Annotated in this window: 17 protein-coding genes and 1 riboswitch; of the genes, 9 read left to right on the forward strand and 8 right to left on the reverse strand. The window is 39.5% G+C overall.

Annotation, left to right across the window (positions count from 1 at the left end):
- Positions 1-49: 49 nt before the first annotated feature.
- The gene (gene aroA, locus MKX55_RS02085; RefSeq protein ID WP_339235662.1) at positions 50-1,405 is read left to right on the forward strand and encodes a 3-phosphoshikimate 1-carboxyvinyltransferase; all 1,356 of its coding nucleotides are present in this window, start codon (positions 50-52) and stop codon (positions 1,403-1,405) included.
- A gap of 149 nt (positions 1,406-1,554) precedes the next feature.
- Here the strand turns inward: aroA and MKX55_RS02090 are convergent, their stop codons facing one another.
- From MKX55_RS02090 to MKX55_RS02100, 3 genes are all read right to left on the reverse strand, one after another.
- Positions 1,555-1,929, reverse strand: coding sequence for a VOC family protein (locus MKX55_RS02090; protein ID WP_339235663.1), 375 nt, complete (start codon positions 1,927-1,929; stop codon positions 1,555-1,557).
- A 256-nt stretch (positions 1,930-2,185) separates the two neighbouring features.
- Positions 2,186-3,721 carry a BCCT family transporter gene (locus MKX55_RS02095; protein WP_339235666.1) on the reverse strand — a complete coding sequence of 512 codons (1,536 nt, stop codon included), beginning with the start codon at positions 3,719-3,721 and terminating at the stop codon, positions 2,186-2,188.
- Between the two features lie 498 nt (positions 3,722-4,219).
- Entirely contained in the window at positions 4,220-5,626 is a 1,407-nt protein-coding gene (locus MKX55_RS02100) for a sodium/glutamate symporter (protein WP_339235669.1), read from the reverse strand.
- Positions 5,627-6,176: 550 nt separating this feature from the next.
- Positions 6,177-6,314: riboswitch (FMN riboswitch) on the forward strand.
- 139 nt (positions 6,315-6,453) lie between these two features.
- On the opposite strand from MKX55_RS02100, the gene ribD reads away from it, so the two are divergent.
- The 6 genes from ribD to MKX55_RS02130 all read left to right on the forward strand — a co-directional run bounded on the left by ribD (position 6,454) and on the right by MKX55_RS02130 (position 11,925).
- A complete protein-coding gene (gene ribD, locus MKX55_RS02105; RefSeq protein ID WP_339235671.1) occupies positions 6,454-7,530 on the forward strand; it encodes a bifunctional diaminohydroxyphosphoribosylaminopyrimidine deaminase/5-amino-6-(5-phosphoribosylamino)uracil reductase RibD in 1,077 nt (358 codons plus the stop codon).
- A complete protein-coding gene (ribE, locus tag MKX55_RS02110) occupies positions 7,515-8,141 on the forward strand; it encodes a riboflavin synthase (protein ID WP_339235673.1) in 627 nt (208 codons plus the stop codon). Before ribD ends, ribE (MKX55_RS02110) begins: the two co-directional genes overlap by 16 nt.
- A 543-nt stretch (positions 8,142-8,684) precedes the next feature.
- A complete protein-coding gene (gene ribB, locus MKX55_RS02115) occupies positions 8,685-9,881 on the forward strand; it encodes a 3,4-dihydroxy-2-butanone-4-phosphate synthase (protein WP_339235675.1) in 1,197 nt (398 codons plus the stop codon).
- A gap of 2 nt (positions 9,882-9,883) precedes the next feature.
- Positions 9,884-10,351, forward strand: coding sequence for a 6,7-dimethyl-8-ribityllumazine synthase (ribE, locus tag MKX55_RS02120; protein WP_339181914.1), 468 nt, complete (start codon positions 9,884-9,886; stop codon positions 10,349-10,351).
- 137 nt (positions 10,352-10,488) lie between these two features.
- Positions 10,489-10,926 carry a MarR family transcriptional regulator gene (locus tag MKX55_RS02125; RefSeq protein ID WP_339235677.1) on the forward strand — a complete coding sequence of 146 codons (438 nt, stop codon included), beginning with the start codon at positions 10,489-10,491 and terminating at the stop codon, positions 10,924-10,926.
- A 60-nt stretch (positions 10,927-10,986) separates the two neighbouring features.
- Entirely contained in the window at positions 10,987-11,925 is a 939-nt protein-coding gene (locus tag MKX55_RS02130; protein ID WP_339235679.1) for a ring-cleaving dioxygenase, read from the forward strand.
- Positions 11,926-11,981: 56 nt separating this feature from the next.
- Here the strand turns inward: MKX55_RS02130 and MKX55_RS02135 are convergent, their stop codons facing one another.
- From MKX55_RS02135 to MKX55_RS02150, 4 genes are all read right to left on the reverse strand, one after another.
- A complete protein-coding gene (locus MKX55_RS02135) occupies positions 11,982-12,665 on the reverse strand; it encodes a YjjG family noncanonical pyrimidine nucleotidase (RefSeq protein WP_339235681.1) in 684 nt (227 codons plus the stop codon).
- 358 nt (positions 12,666-13,023) lie between these two features.
- Complete coding sequence (locus MKX55_RS02140; RefSeq protein WP_339235683.1) at positions 13,024-13,878, reverse strand: aldo/keto reductase; 855 nt, start codon at positions 13,876-13,878, stop codon at positions 13,024-13,026.
- Between the two features lie 250 nt (positions 13,879-14,128).
- On the reverse strand, positions 14,129-15,154 hold the full coding sequence (locus MKX55_RS02145) for a beta-carotene 15,15'-monooxygenase (RefSeq protein ID WP_339235686.1): 1,026 nt from the start codon (positions 15,152-15,154) through the stop codon (positions 14,129-14,131).
- A complete protein-coding gene (locus MKX55_RS02150; RefSeq protein WP_339235688.1) occupies positions 15,155-15,586 on the reverse strand; it encodes a MarR family transcriptional regulator in 432 nt (143 codons plus the stop codon). It abuts the gene before it with no gap.
- A 254-nt stretch (positions 15,587-15,840) separates the two neighbouring features.
- On the opposite strand from MKX55_RS02150, the gene MKX55_RS02155 reads away from it, so the two are divergent.
- Together MKX55_RS02155 and MKX55_RS02160 are read left to right on the forward strand one after the other, a co-directional pair.
- The gene (locus MKX55_RS02155) at positions 15,841-17,007 is read left to right on the forward strand and encodes an NAD(P)-dependent oxidoreductase (RefSeq protein ID WP_339181933.1); all 1,167 of its coding nucleotides are present in this window, start codon (positions 15,841-15,843) and stop codon (positions 17,005-17,007) included.
- A gap of 25 nt (positions 17,008-17,032) precedes the next feature.
- On the forward strand, positions 17,033-18,415 hold the full coding sequence (locus MKX55_RS02160) for a sodium/glutamate symporter (protein WP_339181936.1): 1,383 nt from the start codon (positions 17,033-17,035) through the stop codon (positions 18,413-18,415).
- Positions 18,416-18,626: 211 nt separating this feature from the next.
- Here the strand turns inward: MKX55_RS02160 and MKX55_RS02165 are convergent, their stop codons facing one another.
- Positions 18,627-19,901: an SLC13 family permease gene (locus MKX55_RS02165; RefSeq protein ID WP_339181938.1), complete on the reverse strand. Its 1,275-nt coding sequence runs from the start codon at positions 19,899-19,901 to the stop codon at positions 18,627-18,629.
- Positions 19,902-19,952 lie beyond the last annotated feature (51 nt).

Here is a 19,952-nt window from a genome sequence, read left to right on the forward strand (position 1 = left end):
CCAAATTATAATGAAGAACAAACAGCAACGGTTAGAAGGGGAGATAAAAATGGAGGAAAATCATATGTTTGACAGCAAAGCAAGAAGCCCCTGGACGTCTTTGCGGGGAATTGAAAGGATAACGGTTTCGCCTGGTAAGCAAAGAATAGAGGCTGCTATTACTATTCCAGGAAGTAAAAGTCTGACAAACAGAGCACTTATCATGAGTGCTTTAGCAGACGGGAAATCTCAAATAAGCGGCATCTTAAAAAGTGATGATTCCTATTGGTGTATCGAGGCCTTAAAAAAATTAGGAGTAAATATCAAGCTTCAGGGTAATACAGCGTATGTCGATGGAAACGGAGGAGGATGGAGTACTGCTGATTTATATATAGGTTCAGCTGGAACCATTGCAAGATTTCTGCCGGGGGCATTGGCGGCGTGTCGTGAAGGAGAGTGGGAGTTGGAGGCGAGTCAAAGTATGCGTAAAAGACCGGTTGCACCGCTTATTGACGCTTTAAAAGAGCTTGGTGCTGAAATCGATTATTTAGCTGTAAAAGATTATTATCCATTGCGGATGAAAGGAGCCGAAATGAAAGGCGGAGAAGTCAGCCTTTCAGGCGCAATATCCAGTCAATTTATCAGCGGGGTATTAATTGCGGCGCCGTATTTCAATGAAACCACGACAGTAACCATCAAGGACGAAATTGTTCAGCATGCTTATGTCTATTTAACCCTTGATTTAATGAAGGAGTTTGGTGCAGATGTGCAAGATGATAATGCGCTCCAGCAAATCGTTATAAATCCTCAAGGATACAAAGCGAAAGATATCCAACTGGAGCCAGATGCCTCTGCGGCCTGCTACTTTTTGGCGCTGGCGGCGGTGACAAACGGAAGGATACGGATAAATGGTTTGACAGAGAAAACCAAACAGCCGGATATTCAGATGCTGGAAGTTTTTGAGCAAATGGGCTGTAAAGTTACAAGGGGTACTACATTTATTGAATTAGAAGGTGCTGCCCAATTAAAAGGTGATTTCGTTATCTCTATGAAGGAGATGTCTGATCAGGCATTAACATTAGCAGCAATCGCTCTATTTGCGGATGGGCCAGTGACAATAAAGGAGATTGCGCATATCCGCCATCATGAATCTGATCGGATACGTGTTATTTGTAAAGCGTTAACTCAGCTGGGTATTAAAGTAGAAGAATTTAGTGATGGGTTAAAAGTATATCCTGGCACCCCGAAATCAGCCTTTTTAAACACATATGATGATCATCGGGTTGCGATGGCATTAGCATTGATTGGCTCAAGAACAGAAGGAATACAACTAAATGATCCGGGCTGTGTTTCCAAAACATTTCCTCAATATTTTGCGTGGTTGGAGGAGCTAGGTTTGAGAATAACAAAGCAAGGAACTGAATAATTGTAAAAAAATCAGCGTTGAAATTACTTGTCTTTTTACGGCTTACTTCAATAAATATGCATAAATTAAAAAGTAACGATTATCGTTCACGAGCGAAAGAGGAGCCGTTATGTTTTAGCGCATGCTTTGCGATTTAAATGAACTGGTACTTATCCGTTACAAATCATAATCACATTTCCGTCAGGATCACTAATATTGAAATAGGCAAAATCATTAAATTTTATGATTTCCGATACTATCTCATACTTCAATTTTTCGATATATTCATAAGCTTGATGGATATCATCTGTATGAAAATTAAATAAAGGACCCGGGTGTGGTGTAATTTCTTTTGTTGTGCCAGAGGGTCCTGCATCAAGTGTGATACCAGTATTCTGATTCATCTCTAAGTTATATACTGGTGGTGACACGTATGATACATCGATTGGTTGATTTAATAATTTGCTATACCAAATGACGGATTTTTCTAAATTACTGACATGGATAAAAATTGTATTTGTTTTATTTAAAATAGGGTGAGGCATTGGAAACTCTCCTTAAAGTATATTTTTTCAAGATGGGAGGGAGACCTAGTATGAATCATGAACAGGTTTATTTAACTTGCTGATTTGTTTAGAATTATTATAACATAATATTCCTAATATTATGTTATAATAATTGGATTTAGAAACATATGCTGGACGATGGGTATAAAGTTTTTGCGAGGAAATAGTTATAATGCTTTTTCAGCAAGATAAAAAGCATCCTTTCTACTAGTAGAAAGGATGCGCACACCATATTTTATAACGTTTCTTTCTTATGATTATTATACAAATCTTTCGCTGCTTTTGGAGCTGTCCAGAATGTCGTAATCAGCAGGAATACAACAGGTACGGCGGTTACCACAATAAAGGATTGCAGAGCATCGACACTGCCCTCGCCAATCGTCACTAATACAATAGCAACAAGTCCCATGACCAATGCATAAAACGCTCTTAACCAGCTAGGAGGATTTCCTTCACCGGTAATCGTCATGGAAATGGACAAGGCCATAGAGTCTGCCGTTGTTAATACGAAAATAACAGTGGCCAGCAAGAACAAAGCACCGAAGATCATAGGAAACGGCAACTGTTCTGTAATAGCTATCATGGCAGCAGGAGGGCCAGCCTCATCTAATGCAGTTGATATCGAGCCAGGAGAATTTAGTTCATAGAAAATTCCTGTCCCGCCGACAACAGTAAACCAAAATGTTGTAATGATTGGAGCAATAACAGCAACGGCGACGATAAGTTCGCGTATGGTGCGTCCACGTGAGATACGTGCTGTAAATAACGCCATAATCGGACCATAGCCAATAAACCAAGCAAAGAAAAATACGGTCCATAAGCTAAGCCAATCTTCATCTCCCCGGAAAGTACTGAATGAAATAAAATCATTTACATAAAGGCCAAAAGCCTCGAAATAATTATTAAAGATAAAGAAGCCTTGTCCAAGTAATAAGATTCCAATGATTAATCCAAGTGCCAAGAGAACATTAAAGCTGGTCAACAGCTGAATGCCTCGATGAATCCCTGTTACAGCAGAAATAGCTGCACCAACAACGATGACGATAATAATGATAATTTGAATAACTAAGGTATTTGGCAAACCAGTTAATGCATTTAATCCATAACCTGTCTGCAAGCCTAAGAAACCAATCGGTCCAATCGTTCCAGCAGCAACAGCAAGAATAGAAAAGGAATCAACAAGTGTTCCTATTACACTTTTTTGCATGACTTTTTCGCCCAAAATTGGATACAGTAAAGATCTTGGCTTCAATGGCATGCCCTTATGATAATGAGCATACATTAATACGATCGTACCCAGTGTTCCTAAAATTGCCCATGACAGAAATCCCCAGTCAACGAAACTGGATGCTAAAGCTGGTACAATCGCTTCGACAGTCCCATTTTCAATTCCAGAGAAACGGGGAGGCACGTCTATAAAGTGGGATAAAGGCTCTGCAGCAGCCCAGAATATACCTCCTCCAGCTAATAACGTACACATAATGATACAAATCCATTTAAATGTACTCATTTCTGGTTTTTCCATCTTACCTAAACGAATTTTTCCGTATTTAGAAAATGCTAAGCCTAACGCAATAAAGAATGTGACTAATACGGTCAGTTGATAAATTACTCCAAAATAAGTAGCGGACCAGCCGAATAAAGTATCAACCATATTAGCGACAAGGTCAGCGTTAATAAGTGCAGCTACAACAAATAGGATGAGTGCACCGCCACTTATAAGGAATGTTGGTAAATCTATAGAAGACTTCTTTTTATTTGAATCTTGCATTCCTTTGTTTCCTCCGTTTTTTTAATTATTCTATACGTTTATTCTTCCTCCGAATCCCAATTTCTATTTAATGAGTATATAAAAATTTTTTACGAGGGGAAATGCGAAAAAGCCCCGACATGTTGTTTTATTATCATGAAATAGGTAACAGAAACGCAGAAACATAAAAGTGGAATCATACTTCAACAACGGAAGTATAATTCCACCGTTCTATACCCTAAATCACTTTTATCAGATTGTCAATCATACATCCTTATTTGAAATTCTCTCTTTTTTTGGAAAATAATTATTGGTTAAAGAAGATGTAGAAGAGATAACATTAAAAACAAGTCAATGATAAAAGTTATTGCAACTGGTGAAATAATTGCAGGAGCTGGTATTTCAAGTACAATGACTACGGACTAGCAACCTAACGTCTATTGATGAATTATTAAAAGAAGTCCCAGATTCAGTTAAAAAGCAACAACACGAAATAATACTCATGCTGTTGCTCATATGCTAATCGAATTCTTTCATTTTTCCAAAGTATAGTGTACCTAATAACCAAAATGCAATGGTTAATAAAATCACTGCTATTAATACAGGAATTGCTCCAAATTGGATGATAAATGGTACGGAAGCAGCAGTTACAAGGCCGCCGCCAACCATTGGTTCAAATAATATTTGTTTATAACCAAACGCATTGAGTGCAGGCGATTTATTCTCTGGATCCACGATACGCATAAGCATTATTCCTGTCGCTGCAACTCCGGTACTTTGACCAAAATCTCCAATTCCTCGTTCAAACCAGTAACTCGGAATCATCTTAGGTCCGAGATATAGGAAGAGGAAGATATTAATAGCTATACCGACAATGGAAAGTAAAATAAATGGAATGATATTAGCTCCAATTACTTGCAAGCTTAGTGAAGCCATGGCACTAATGATTAGAAAATCCAGTGCTACTCCTTGTATTGTGTTAATCGTGTCCCGATCAACTAATTCATGATAATCAAAGCGGGATAGAAGGATTTGGACAATGATCCCGCCAATCATTGCAAATGGAAACAAAGGAACATATTCAAATAAATAAATATCCAGCGCACTTCCATACGTTACAGCTTCTAACCAAACAAACGCTTCTAATAGCACATACCCAATGAATATAGAAATACCAATTAGACCTAAATGAAATGCAAATGGTTCAATCGATAGCGGGGAGGTAGTCTTCGTACCTGCTGATTCACGGTGTTCTTTATTTATAATTCCTGTTCGTTGTTCAAAAGAAATTTCATCGGGATGACGTAACGTCTGCGATTTCCCTTTTCGTGCAGCCCAATTCACCATAATCATACCAATTACTACGCCGGACAGTATTCCTACCGTTGCTAAACCAATAGCTAGGTCATAACCTTCAGAGAATCCGAGTTCTTCAAATGTACTTTGTAACCCTGCAGCCGTTCCATGGCCGCCAACAAAGCTAATTTCAATCAGTGCTCCTGCTGCAGGACTAAGTCCAAAAAAGGGGGTTAATACGGTGAGCGTTAGTAATATACCTGCTACGTATTGAGCCCAAGATATTGTGTAGCCTAAGGCTATTTGCGGTCCGCCAACCCTCCACATCTTTTTAGGTTTTGGTAAGATAAATCCAATAAATAAACATGCAAAAACAATATTAATCAATAGCTCAGGTAAACCCGCCCAAACTTCTACTATATCTTCAGTAAAGAAGCCAGCATCAAGAAAACCATCTGTAGTTAGCCGGCCTAATACTTCTGGTCCCAATAAGAGAGCTAAGAAACCACCTATCAAAGACGTAGGTAAGAAGAGTTTTTGAAGGATGGGGATTTTCAATCGGATAAGCTTCCCGATTACGAGCAGAGCGGCAAGTATAATAACAGCAAAACCGACAATTTGTAAGGACATAGATAAACTCCTTTTCATAAAAATTTAAGAGGGTTTCCAAGTTGAAATGAAATAAAAAAATATTGAACTTCACTATACCCGTCATAATACTATGAAAAACATGTCATGCACTCTTTAACGTACGTCAATGTTGCATAAGTATATCGTTTGATTGCTCTGGAATAGAACTTGAAATGACTGCTTTATCTCGTGAATATTGCTTTTTTTAATTTTACTTTTGGTGTGCCGTGTTCTTAGGTGGGATAGGGATTATATGGGGGATAATAACCGATGTGGGGACTTATTATAGATGGTGAATCAGGATTTAAAGAGTGAAATAAATAATAATAAAGAATCGTCTTTGTTTTCAATTAACGTTAACTCGTGATAAAAATAATGTCTTGCATTTTACACTTTTAACTGATATTATCATTTTTAACATGTCAGAATTTGAATTAAGATTCTTGGTAGGTTTTTGAGGACATAACAGGATATTGGAAATTTAATTGATTAAGTGAAAAACCATATAGCAAGCTATGTTAGAGCATTTAAGGTAATAACAAAATTTAATATTATTCTTCGGGGCAGGGTGTAATTCCCGACCGGCGGTGACAAACCTATAGAGTTTGAAGTCCGTGACCCGCGTTTAGCGGTGGATCTAGTGAGATTCTAGAGCCGACAGTAATAGTCTGGATGGGAGAAGAAAACGTAAGTCAGCACATGAATGGGTGTAGTGTACTCTTTTTTGCGTACATAAAACTGTTCAGGTGTATTGGACATAGTTTATTTAAGGACGCCCCGTGATTTTTTTTACGGGGCTTTTTTACGTTTCGGAAAGGAGGAAGCACATGGATGAACGGTACATGGATCAAGCAATAGAGCTTGCGGGTTTAGGAAGAGGAAAGACATATACCAATCCATTAGTCGGTGCAGTAATCGTGAAAGACGGTGTCATTTTAGCGACTGGCTATCATTCGAAATACGGTGACAAGCATGCAGAAAAAATGGCTGTCGACCAATGTGAATTCCCCGAAGAGATAATCGATGCAACGATATATGTGACGCTGGAGCCCTGCAATCATACTGGAAAACAGCCCCCTTGTACCCAAACGATTATAGACAGCGGTATTTCCAAGGTTGTGATTGCGCAGCTTGACCCTAATCCTGTGGTAGCAGGCAAAGGAAAGGCTTATTTAGAATCACAAGGGATACAAGTCATTTCCGGTATATTGCAGGAAAAGGCGGAAGCGTTAAACAAGCACTACAATTATTTTCACAGGAGACAGCAGCCTTATATTGTATTAAAACAAGCTGTCAGTCTGGATGGAAAGCTCTCTGTCGATTCGTTTCAGCGGACGTATCTTACAGGAGAGGAAACTTATAAAAAAGTACGTGAAGAGCGGCAATATTATCAGGCCATTTTGGCAGGAAGCCGAACCATTTTAGCGGATGACCCCAAGCTTTTACCAAATATAATCACTGATTTTCCCCCGGTTCGTATCATTTTAGACCGGAGAGGACAAACACTGGATTTTGAAAAGTACCAAATTTATAAAAAATCTGTTCCAGTCTGGGTATTTACAAAAAACAATTCCATCGCAAATATACCCGATCATGTCCGATTGATACCCGATCAGCACTGGAACATTTCAAAAGTAGTTAATTACTTGCAGAATGAGGGGATTCAATCGGTTTATGTGGAAGGCGGAAGCGAAATTCATGATGCATTCCTGGCAGAAAATAAGTTTGAAGAAGTGATTACGTATATCTCGCCTAAGCTGATTGGCGGCAATGGAGTATCCGCTTTTTACAGTGATAGAAAGGTTTCGTCAGTGACGCCTTTAGCTTTACAAAGTGTGGAAACTGTTGGCGAGGATATACGAATCGTAAGCAGGAGGGGAGAAGAAGGATGTTTACAGGATTGATTCAGGAAATAGGGACAGTCAAGAAAATCAAAAAAGCAAGCCGGCATATTGAGTTGACATGCACAGCGTCCAGCGAACTTCTGCAGGATTATCAAGTTGGAGACAGTATGGCAATCAATGGGGTCTGTCTGACTGCCATCGAAGTGAACGATTCAGATTTTACAGTAGATATTATGCCGGAAACATTTCATAAAACAACATTCTCTGATGTGCGTGTACATGCAGCGGTGAATCTGGAACGTGCGATGCCAGCGAACGGACGCTTAGAGGGACATATTGTTTCAGGTCATGCAGATACTACCACGCGATTAATTAAAAAAGTAAAAAAGGAGAATTCCGTCATTCTCACATTTTATTATCCACCGCAAATACAAGGAGAAATCGTGGCCCAAGGGTCGGTTGCGGTTAATGGGACAAGCTTGACCGTGTCAGCTGTCACACCGGGATCATTTAGTATTTCACTCATTCCTTATTCGATGAATCACACCAATCTGGGACAGTTAAAGCAAGGTGAATTCGTGAATATAGAGACGGATATACTCGGGAAATATATCAAAGCCATGATAGGCACAGAAAAGAACCAAATGTTAAGTAAATACGCTGGAGAATGAATACTCCCACCACTTAATTTATAAAGAAATTTGAAGTGTGGGTTTCTGGGGTGTCGACTTTCAAGATGCCGATTAACCACCAGTGGTGTTGACACATTGGTGTGCTAAAAACACCCAACCCCGCTATCCCATTGGTCCTGCCTTTGGGACTACTTTTCAGCCTATATGAGGTTCACACGTTTGTGTGCCATGGCTGACATGTTTGGCTTGAACATTTTACGTGGCAAAGCAACGATTCTCGCCACAACCTACTATGTTCAGTTTTCAAAGAGCGACTTTCAAGAACATTATATCATGCAAACAAATGTTCGTAAACACAAAAGGCGATTCACCTCCCACCTACTCATTGGGTTTCACCCTGCACATTCCGACGTACAAATGTTTTCGATGGGACGAGTAATCGCAGTCCCAGGATGTACTAGTGCAGGCGTTGCAACAACTCTTTTCGATGGGGTGAGTAATCGCAACCCCAGGACGTTGCGACGTTAGCCTGCCTTGAGGTTGGGAGTCCTCTCGCCTAATCAAGATAAAGGGGAAATAAATATGATAAACCATATTGAAGCTGCTATTACTGCATTGAAACAAGGACGGCTGATTATTGTTGCGGATGATGAGGACCGAGAATCGGAGGGGGATTTAGTTGGGCTTTCCAGCAAAGCAACTGCGGAAACAATCAACTTTATGACAAAGCATGCCCGGGGATTGATTTGTGCGCCGGTTTCCGAACAAATTGCCAAGAGCTTAAATTTATGGGAAATGACCAGTGAAAATACAGACGAGTATCAAACAGCATTCACTATCAGCGTGGATCATAAAGAAACAACCACAGGGATTTCTGCATTTGAACGGGCAAAGACGATTCAGGAATTGGCAAATAGAAATAGCCAGGCGGATGATTTTAACAGACCAGGCCATATTTTCCCGTTAATCGCGAAGAATGGCGGAGTACTGGAACGCAGGGGACATACAGAGGCAGCGATCGATTTGGCAAAACTGGCAGGAGGTAGCGAAGCAGCCTATATTTGTGAGATTTTAAAGGATGACGGGGAGATGGCTCGACTGCAGGATTTAAGAAAGCTTGCGGAAGAATGGAATATGCCGCTGGTTACCATCGAAGAGCTTGCAGATTATTTGGCTTATTCCAGTATCCACGCAAATGCCAAAGTGAAGCTGCCGACCAAACATGGAGATTTTGATTTGTCCCTCTATCAGGACAAAGAAGGAAAAGATCAGCTCGTATTATCGATGGGAGAAATCAAGGATAATGAAGAGCCTGTCTTAGTCAGGGTACATTCCGAATGCTTGACTGGAGATATTTTCGGTTCCCATCGCTGTGATTGCGGTGAACAGCTGGAGAAAGCCATGCAAATGATTGCCGATGCAGGGCGTGGCGCCATTCTATATCTAAGGCAGGAAGGAAGAGGAATTGGACTGCTCAATAAATTAAAGACGTATGAATTACAGGAGCAGGGAGCAGATACCTATGAAGCGAATGTTTCTCTCGGATTCCTTCCGGATGAGCGCCATTATGATATCGCCGCATGGCTGTTGAAAAAGGAAGAAATATCAAAAATCCGTTTGCTGACGAATAATCCGGATAAAGTAAGTGAATTACAGCAATACGGTATTGAGGTGGCTCAAAGGGTGCCATTAGAAACAACTGTTTATCATGAAAATAAACACTATTTAAAAATAAAAAAAGATAAATTTCATCACCTATTATCTGTAGAAGGAGAATGATTATGACTGTATATGAAGGAATGTTCCAAGGAGAGCAATTGAAAGTAGCCATCACGGTTTCCAGGTTTAATGAGTTGATTACATCTAAATTATTGGAAGGTGCCAAGGATATTTTGAAAAGGCATGGGGTAAGCGAAGAAGATATCGATATTTTCTGGGTGCCGGGAGCTTTTGAACTTCCGTATGTGACAAAGCAGGTGGAAAAGACAAAAAAGTATGATGGGATTATAACTCTTGGAGCAGTTATTCGCGGCGCAACCACACATTATGAGCTTGTCAGTAATGAAGCAGCCAAAGGCATCGCGCAAATCGGCTTGAATGCAGAAATTCCTGTGATGTTTGGTGTGCTGACTACGGAAACGATTGAGCAGGCATTGGAGAGAGCAGGTACAAAAGCAGGGAATAAGGGTGGAGAAGCTGCGTTAGGTTTATTAGAAATGGTTTCGTTGAATAAACAGATTCATGCTTAATATACATGAAAGGAAGGTTATCCATATCGAGGATAGCCTTCTTTTATTATGGCAAAAATATATTTAATTAAATATATTTTCATTGCATTTCTATCACTTGAGTAGTAAAATGAAGATATAGAAAGGATATGAGGCGAATGAAAAAGAACACCCTTGGTTCCTTGATTTGGCTGCGGATTGCCCGCTTCATGCATCAGAGCAATCAGCTGTCCAATGACTTTCTAAAGCAATTTGATATTACCGTTGCCCAATTTGATGTATTAAACCAGGTCTGGTCTTATCAACCTCTTACGCAAAGTGAGCTTGCTGCCCGAGTGACCGTATCAGAGGGAGGCATTTCACGTATGCTTGCCCGGCTGGAGCAGGATGGATATATCCAGCGTAAGCAGGATTGGAAAACAAAATGGATAAGTTTGACGTCAAAGGGAGAAACCAAGATAGAGGAAGTTTTTGAACATCAGCTGGCTTTTCAAACATCTGTGGTTGATGACTGTTTAACAGAAGAAGAACAGCGAACATTATATACGCTGATGTCAAAGCTGCAGAAGCATACAGAAAGCAAATTAAAAAAATAATATGTCTATTATTTTTTTAGCTATAACTTGACTAGTAAACTGATAAGGGAGAGATAATTTATGTATACCATTCCAGGACACCATCATATTTCGATGGTTACAAAAAATGCAAATGAAAATAATCGTTTTTATCGTGATGTATTAGGTTTACGTCGTGTGAAAATGACAGTGAACCAAGATGACCCTTCCATGTATCACTTATTTTATGGAGATAAAACAGGCAGTCCGGGTACGGAGCTAACCTTTTTTGAAATACCGATGGTTGGCAATACGCATCGAGGAACAAATGCCATTACTCGAATCGGTCTCTTAGTTCCATCAGAAGAGAGTCTGCGTTATTGGGAAGAACGCTTTGATACGTACAATGTTTTACACGGCGGGATAACAACCTATGCCAATCGAACTGCAATGAAATTCGAAGACCCGGAAGGACTGCAGATGGTATTGCTTGTTGCCAATGGAGAAAAAGCAGACCATTGGGAAACCTGGGAAAAATCAGAAGTACCTGCTGAACATCAAATCCAAGGTATGGGATCCGTGGAGATAACCGTAAAAAGACTGGATAAGCTGGCGTCCACATTGACAGATATGTTTGGTTATACAGAGGTCAGCCGCAGCGAGCGGGAAGCTATTTTTCAATCTGTTCCGGGCCAGGCTTTTGGAGAAATCGTTGTGAAATATTTAGACGGTCCTACGGAAAGACCAGGTCGCGGCAGCGTTCATCATGTAGCGATTCGTGTAAAAAGCCATGAAGAGCTTCAATATTGGGAAGAACAAGTCAAGGAACGCGGATTCCGTTCATCGGGCATTGTGGACCGTTTCTACTTTAAAAGCTTATATTTCCGCGAATCCAATGGTATTTTATTTGAAATCGCGACAGATGGTCCAGGATTCACTGTTGATGGGGATGTGGAGCATTTGGGGGAAAAACTTGATTTACCGCCATTCTTAGAAGAAAAGCGTGCTGAAATTGAAGCAAATCTAGCTCCGATTGAATAGTAAAAAACGGCAAATAAGGAAGGTTTCATACGGAACTTTCCTTATTTGCCTATTCATCATTTGGCAATCGGAATAAGCTTTGTTAAATGATTGATTTCATATGTAGGCTCCATTCCTGTGGTGTTTTCCTTATGGTCAGGATTAAACCAGCATGTGTCAATTCCATAGTTTATTCCGCCCTGCATATCAGAGGTTAAGGAATCTCCAACCATTAATGCGCTTGCTTTATCGGTGAGGCCAAGCTTGGAAAAAGCATAATCAAATATGCGATAATCCGGTTTTTGAAAACCCGTTTCCTCTGAAATAATTACCGCTTCAAACGTGTTCTGAAGCGGTGAATTTTCAATCTTAGGTAATTGCACATGCTTAAACCCATTCGTGATAATCGCAGAACGCTGTTCAGGAAGCGAATCAAATAAGACGTCAGCACCATCCACCAGGTATATTTCTTTGCTTAAATTTTCAAGATAAGCATGGTTAAATGCTGATCCATCCAAAGAAAGGCCATGCTTTTCAAATAATCTTCTAAATCGTTCGGATCCTAATTTAGTTATCGACAGCTTTCCCTGCTCCAATTCGCCCCAGAGTACCTTGCTGATTTCCCGGTAGCTGCTCCGGTAGTCTACAAGACCATTCGGCAATCCAAAGGTTTCAAATGTTTTTTGTAAAGCCCCTTTCTCCGATTTGCCAAAGTCAAACAAGGTATCATCCATATCAAAAAATATTACATCGTATTTCATTGCTTTGTTCCTCTCCCTTTTGAACATCTTACCTCTTCATTATAGCAATCATGGAGAAAAGTTACAGAGTCTGGTGAGAAAAGGAGCGGAAATTAAAAAGAAACAAAAACAGCCGTGCCTCCTACATGTTAAAAGGAAGCACGGCTTTTTTTAAAAGCTTTTTCACTGATTTTATCGCAGTAATAGTAATGGCTCTGTTTGGATTGTCCCTGCAGAACACAGGTCACCAAGACGTCTGAGACAACGCATTTCGATGGGACGATTACTGTCTCCATCGAAATGTTTATGCGTCAAAAAACGCCCGCTAAAGGAAATGTCCCTTTATTTAAAAGGGCGTAATGCCAACAAAGATGGCCGTTTATACATATTCGTGATATTCGTTGGGATCCTGTCCTTCTACACGGCCGTCTTCCCCTTTATCCAATGAATCAATTGTTCTCATATCCTCAGAGGATAATTCAAAGTCGGTGCTATTGATATTATCTTTTTGATGCCTTGGATTGCTTGATTTTGGAATAGTAAAAACGCCAGCCTGATAGTTCCAATTCACAATAATTTGTGCCGGAGTTTTACCGTATTTATCTGCAATTTCTTTTATTGTGGCATTTTCGAGCACGTCATTCAGATAACCGCGTCCAAAAGGACTCCAAGCTTCCGTAAGAATGCCCCGTTTTTCATTTTCTTCAACCATCCGGTTATTATGAAAATACGGATGACGCTCTACCTGGTTTGTAGCAGGCGTCACACCTGTTTCTTCGATAATGTTATCCAGATGTTCGGGTTCAAAGTTGGAAACACCGATGGTTCTGATTAATCCTTGTTTTTGAGCATCCACTAAAGCCTTCCAAGCTTCTACATATTTGCCGTCTTTAGGGTTCGGCCAATGAATTAAATACTTGTCAAAATATTCTAGTCCCATGCGGCGTAAAGATTCCTGAATAAAGATAAATGCCTTATCGTATTCATGGTGCGAGCCGGGCAATTTTGCGCTGATTAAGATTTCTTCTCTTGGGAGTGCAGATCGACGCACAGCTTCCCCGACAATACCTTCATTGTTATAGTTTGTTGAAGTATCGATTAAACGGTATCCCAGGTTCAAGGCGTTTAAAATTTCAAATGTACCCTGATCCCCGTCAATACCAATCGTGCCTAGTCCTACGAAGGGAAGTACGGAGCCATCATTTAGAATAAAACCGTTATGATTAACAGTCACAATCTCATCTCCTTTACAATCTTTGTAATGCAAGCTGAGAATGATAGATGTCTGTCATTATGAAAACAACAAGCGACCTTCAGCAAACCGAGCTTCCGGTCAATCATCAAACCCAGGTCACATTACCCGTATTACATGTTTACATCTCTTGCTAAGATGTCCATAATTACTATACCCAATTTAAAAAAATCCTACACTAATTCGGTACAGATTGATGGAATGAGAAGATCTTCGTAATCAATCACTATTGTCATTTAGCAAAAATAACAGCCTTCAGTTTTTCCGGATCATCTGACTTAATGGCGACCTTGGAATATTCCTTTTGAATCCCCATAAATAAAGTTGCTTTAACTGGATTTTTCATTTTTAAAATCATATCTGGATAAACCTGCTCAAAATCCTTTGCGATAAAATCAATGGTATCCTTTTCTAATTTACTTTTTAAAACAACAGGATTCTCTACTATGCACTCAATATCCTGAAAATCAATTTTTACCCGTTTTAATATTCCGAAGGATACATAGAGAGCCTTTTCATCTGTATATATAGGATTCAGACGGATGGATTGAATACTCGCTATCAAAAAAATCACCGAATAGATATTAAGAATCAATAAAATTATAGAAATAACAATAGACTTGTCGTGAAGCCACCAGTGAATAGCGAACGTTTCCACGATAATTGCATGAATCATCATAATCTGAAAGGCGATAAAGTTTGATTTTTTATGGAGTGTTATGCCGTTTGGCGGTGTCTTTTTCCAGGTGAAAAAAGCATAGTAAAAAACCAAAAACTCCGAGCAAATCACATGGATAATCGGGTTATTCTTTACATAATGGTCCACTGCTTTTGGAAAAGAAAAAATAACAGGCAATGCGCTTGTTTTCACTTTTTGTATAATGTCAGGAAGGTATCGGAAAAAAGCGATAACAAATAAAAGCTCAAAAAGCACCAATGCTGCTTCTGCGCCTATCCCGACCCAAGTAATTGTTGCATAAGGGCCTAACAAATGAGAGGGAATAAGAAGCCTTGCTATTATACAGCCTGCTGCTGCGAATAAAACAGCTGTCTTAATAGAGAATTTCTTTCTATACAGCATGAAAAATAGTGGCCCGATAATAACTAAATCAATTAACGAACCTAAAACAACCGGATTAGCTTCCGGGGGTAAAACTTCAGCTCCGACGGCTGTTTGATACAGCATATAATTACTGGCTAAAATGAGGCTGAGCATCAGCAGCCAAAGATACTTTCCTTTTTGAATCACATTCATCATCTACACCTCTTCTACAATTGTATTTAAATGGTTTAGTATTCGATCTAAATGTTGCAAATCCTCTAAAGGAAGCTGCCCATAAACATGATAATTGATGTCATCGTTAAGCTCTTGCAGTTTTTCAAAATAGACCTCTGCCTTCGGTGCCAAATTTAAAATGATTTCACGACGGTTCTCTTTATTAATATGACGAGTGATATATTCCTTCGACTCCAATTTATTCAGCAGCTGGCTAATGGCACTCATGGAAGTGTTCAAATGCTGAGATAAGTCTTTGGGGGAAGCAACTCCATTCTGAATCAGTTCTAATAGTAACACTTGTTTTGCAGTAAGCTGGTTATCGAGTTCATGCTCATATCTGCTGGCGAGTTGAATATTCAGCTGATTTTGTAAAGCATTGATTTTTTGAATAAGATCTATTTTGGAGTCCACTATAAAACACCTCGCTTTATAATTAAGCTAGCTTAACTATAAAGCAATTTAAATAAAAAGTATATCATAAAAATATTTCTATTTAGTAAAAAGCTGACGCTAATGTTTCTCATATGAGGTTTTGTGTATAATGAAAATAATTTTGAAATTTCATGTAATATAATTTATACTTTGTTAAGTATTTAAAGTGTGAAATATTAATCGTATTAGTTTATATGTTAAAAATGCTTTACAAAGATATTGGAGGAATAGAAATGATTTTTGGTGTGTTAAAGGATAATAAAATAGGAGAATACCGTGTGGTGTTAACTCCTGTTGAGGCAGCTGCCATTAAAGAAGATGGGCATACCGTTTTAGTTCAAAAGGATGCAGGTTTGTCAGCCGGCTTTACGAATGAACAGTATGAGCAAGAAGGTGCAGAGATGGTAGATACAATAGAAGAAATGTACAAGCGCTGTGATTTTCTTGCCAAGGTGAAAGAGATTGAAGAAAGCGAATATGGATTATTAAGAGAAAATCAGATTGTTTATACATGTATCCATCCGGCGGCACATCCGGAGCAAGTGCAGGCTATTCTTGACAGCAAAAGTGTTGCGTTTACTGCAGAGGATTCACATCGTTTTGGCTCCGTCAATTGTGAAGCAGCTGGAAAGCAAGGGGCGTTGATGGGGTTAAATGCGATGCTGACAATCAATGGCGGAAAAGGAAAATTTGTCAGCGGCCTAGCTGGCGCTCCCGGCATGAAGGTACTTATACTGGGAGGCGGGCTGGTTGGAAGGTCTTCCCTGCAGGTTCTGCAATCTTTAGGCGCCTGGTGTACAGTGATGGATGTGAATTACGGGGTACTTAGAGATATCGGCAAGACATATAACGAAAAGGTAAATACGCAACTATCCACAAAGCAGAATATTAAAAAACTGCTCCCAGAAATTGATATGGTAATTAACTGTGTGAAGTGGCCAAAAGAAAATAAAGATTATTTAATTGACCGGGAGATGCTTCACTTAATGGAAAAGGGTTCTGTTATTGTAGATATTAGTAATGATGAAGATGGTGCCATTGAATCCTTCCGCGAAACAACACATGAAGATCCGATGTATGTTGAAAATGGCGTGGTGCATTATTGTGTAAGTAATATTCCGGGAGCGATTGCGAATTCTACCTCAGTTGCCTATGCAGCATCCGTGCTTCCGCATATTCGTTCCATTTTAAACCATGGTGTGAAGGAGGCCTGCATTCGTGACGGCTTTTTGAGAAGAAGCTTAACAGCCTATAAAGGCTATTTAACACATGAAGAAACAAGTGCTATTCAAAATCGGCCTTGGGCACGTCCGGAAGATGTACTCCAGCTGCAGGAGGAAGAAATAGACTTTGCACCGCCGGCAACACGGACAAGATCAACCAACTTTCTAGAGATTTAAAGCAACCAAGAAAAGGGGAAACTAGATGACGATAAACACATTATTAGTAGATTTTGCGTGTGCAAGTATTCTTATTTTATTAGGAATGTTTCTGCGCGCAAAATTGAAATTTATTCAAAGAAGCTTTATTCCTGCGAGCTTGCTGGCGGGATTTCTGGGTCTGGCATTGGGACCCAGTTTTTTAAATATTTTGCCGCTTTCTGAACATATTGGTTCTTACGCGGGTGTTATTACGATATTAGTATTTGCGGCAGTAGGGATTAATGGTTTTTCCTTTTCACCGGGCAATATGAAAAAGGATCTTAACCGGATGGGCGCCTATGCTATTTATAAGATTTTGGGGATTGCCCTGCAAATCGTTATCCCGATTGTTTTTGCCATTATCGTTATTTCAAAATTTATTCCAGAGATCAATTATGGGTTTGGATTACTATTAGCAGCCGGGTTCTATGGAGGTCATGGAACAGCTGCAGCGATAGGAACAACCTTTGAGAACCTAGGCTGGGAAAATGCAACGGATTTAGGCATGACAGCGGCCACCGGCGGGATGCTTATTGGTATTTTGGGCGGGCTCATTTTTATCAAATGGGCAACACGAAAAGGCTATACGCAATATGTGAAGGATTTCTCGGAAATTTCGGAGGATTTAAAAACAGGATTAGTAAAGCCTGAAAATCGAACATCGATGGGGAAGGATACCGTATCGCCTATCGCGCTTGACCCATTAGCTTTTCATGTCGCGTTATTGGTAGTTCCTGCCGGATTAGGATACTTATTAAATAACTATATTGCAGAGACCTGGAATTTAGAATTTCCGACATTTACGATTGCATTTATTATTGCGTTATTGATGTATCTTGTTTTGGGAAGAGGTAAAAAAGGTATTTATAAGTATGTAGATAGTAAGGTAGTAGATAGAATCGGAAGCTCTGCAACGGATTATCTTGTATTTTTTGGCGTGGCATCGATTCAGCTGCCAGTGGTAAGGGAGTACTGGCTGCCGTTGACGTTACTAATGCTTTCAGGGCTGGTTGTCGTTGTATTAACCCTTGTCGTAATCGGACCTGGTATGAACTACGAAAGCTGGTTTGAGCGCTCTATCTTTGTATATGGCTATTCCACCGGCGTCTTTGCTATTGGGCTCACGCTGTTACGAGTTATTGACCCAAATAATAAGTCTAAAACATTAACAGATACTGCAATTGTTGGACCGTTAAACACGCCTTTAGAGCTATTTGCGTGGTCAGCGGGGCCGATTATGCTGATGACCGGACAGCATTGGGCGTTTGTCGGTATTTATTTAGCTATTTCGATAGCCTGTTTTGTTATTGCGAGGATATTTAAATGGTGGTATTGGAAGATTCCGCTGGGAGAAAGGCCTCCTGTTCCTTTGGATAGGGAGGAATGATGTGTTCTGAGATAGAGTAATAAGAGAAGAAGACTGGCTTCGTGAAAGATTCCGGTCTTCTTCTTTAATTGCTTTTAAATTTTATTTCGTGTTAGAAAATAAAATTTAAAAGCAATTCTGCTAAATAAACATTTATCATAATGGTGCCCTCAACTTTTCTTATGAGACAGCACGCTGCTAATTGAAATAATGTAATTTTTAACCTAGGTCCCTATGGATAAAATGGAAAGAAAATAGGGAGCAATAGCATGGAAACAATGATGCCGACTAAAATCATTGGAGACCCTGCCTTAACGTAATCCATGAATTTATAGCCGCCGACACTGTAAACCATTGTATTTGCAGGCATGCCAATCGGTGTTGCGAATGCTAAAGATCCTCCAATTACTGTTGCCATCAGTACAGCTCTTGGATCTGCTCCAATAGAAGTTGCGATGGATAAACTTATCGGTACTAATAAAGCTGTCGTTGCTGTATTAGACATGAAATTTGTCATCACAGCAGAGAGTGCTAAAATCACAAATAATAATAAATAGGGTGATGGTGTATCTCCTAAAAAGTCTACAATAGAATGTGCAATTAATGCTCCTGCCCCGGTAACATCAATTGCCTTTGCCATCGCTAAAGAACCGACAAATAAAAGGATCGTATTCATATCAATCGATTTCATTGCATCCTTTTCTGAGATAACTCTTGTTGCTACTAAAATCAATGCTCCAGTCCAAGCGGAAACATGCAGCGGTACACCTATGACATCTTCCAGAATCATCGCAGCTACAGTTAATATTAGAACAATAAGAGATAAATATTGTTTCCATTTGGGAACATTTGAATAATCTATTTGTTGATTGAAAATGGAGTCTTCATTCAATGCTTGTTCTTTATTATTTGGTAAAAATCGGTATCCGAAAAAACAAAAATATAAGATACCAATAATTAATATAGGTAATCCAACTTTTGCATACTCAAAAAAACCAAAAGATAAACCTATATCTTGTAAAGCTGATTGGGCAATCATATTCCCTGGGGCCCCAATCAGACTTAAATTTCCTCCCATAGCCGCTGCGAAAATTAGAGGGAGAAGTAATCTAGATCTGGAAAACCCAGACTTAGCTGCTATGCCAATGATAACAGGTATGAATACAGCTGCTGTGCCTGTGTTTGATAATAGACCTGACATAAGACCAGTAATTACCATGATAACGGCAATTAACATCCGCTCCGTTTTTGCAAATTTGGTTATGATACTCCCAAAGTTTTGTGCCATACCTGTCTCAAAAAATGCTCCACCAACAATAAACATGGCGATAAATAATAAGACATTCGTATTGACGAACCCATCGAAAGCTTCGCCGGGTTCTAATACTCCTGTTAAAATTAATCCCACAGCAACTATCATTGCTGTAATAGATAAAGGGATTTTTTCCCAAGCGAACATTACGATAGCAAATATTAAAAATAGTAACGTAATTATTTCAGGACTCATATTATTCCCCCTAAAGTTATAACGTTTAAAAGCTAAAACACAAAGACTGCT

It is taken from the genome of Oceanobacillus sp. FSL W7-1281, from assembly GCF_037969835.1.
Taxonomy (GTDB): domain Bacteria; phylum Bacillota; class Bacilli; order Bacillales; family Amphibacillaceae; genus Oceanobacillus; species Oceanobacillus oncorhynchi.